Source organism: Pseudomonas brassicae, assembly GCF_010671725.1.
Lineage (GTDB): Bacteria > Pseudomonadota > Gammaproteobacteria > Pseudomonadales > Pseudomonadaceae > Aquipseudomonas > Aquipseudomonas brassicae.
This window is the reverse complement of the sequence record NZ_JAAHBU010000590.1, coordinates 1-813: the sequence shown is the minus strand read 5'-3', so window position 1 is coordinate 813 and position 813 is coordinate 1. Positions and strand designations below refer to the sequence as shown.

Here is an 813-nt window from a genome sequence, read left to right as displayed (position 1 = left end):
CAGCGAAGGGGGCCAGACCTGCTGGCGCATCACTCCGGCCGCGCAAATTCCACATGGCTGCCAGTGGCACCACAGGCATAGGCGGCCAGCAGACTGCGCATCAAGCTACCAAGGGACATGTTCGATACTCCTAAATGAGAGGTTGTCTCATCGTCCCTGATTGGAGCATGATGGTCGTGCGGATTTTGTGTATACAATCCATAGCGAAAATTTACTACCAAACGCTTCGACCCGCCGTTGACTCATATCACGCGCGCGGCGAGCCGTTTGGGGCAGTATCGAAACAGATAAAAAACCCCTGCCAAGGAGATTCACGATGTTTGCGAAAGTTGTTGCGGTATCCCTGCTGACCCTCGCCAGTGCCCAGGTCTTCGCCGCCGAATGCAAAGTCACGGTCGACTCCACCGATCAGATGTCCTTCAACACCAAGGCCATCGAAATCGACAAGAGCTGCAAGACCTTCACCGTCGAGCTGACCCACTCGGGTGCGTTGCCCAAGAACGTCATGGGCCACAACCTGGTGATCAGCAAAGAAGCTGACATGCAGCCAATCGCCACCGACGGCCTGAGCGCCGGTATCGACAAGGATTACCTGAAGGAAGGTGATGCGCGCATCATCGCCCACACCAAGGTGATTGGCGCCAAGGAAACCGACTCGGTGACCTTTGACGTGTCCAAGCTCGATGCCAACGAGAAGTACGGTTTCTTCTGCTCGTTCCCGGGCCACATCTCGATGATGAAAGGCACCGTTACCCTGAAGTAAGCTTCAATTGCCAGGCCAGGGTTGCCTGGCCTGGCCTCTTCGCTGGCAAG

1 protein-coding gene is annotated in these 813 nt (G+C 56.2%); it reads left to right on the top strand.

Annotated elements, in window-relative coordinates:
- Window positions 1–316 precede the first annotated feature (316 nt).
- Entirely contained in the window at window positions 317–763 is a 447-nt protein-coding gene (gene azu / locus G3436_RS26400) for an azurin (protein ID WP_163951276.1), read from the top strand.
- The last annotated feature ends 50 nt before the right edge of the window (window positions 764–813 follow it).

Bases quoted from the DNA above. Each gene is read 5' to 3' on its own strand.
- azu (WP_163951276.1), top strand. From the start codon at position 317: ATGTTTGCGAAAGTTGTTGCGGTATCCCTGCTGACCCTCGCCAGTGCC.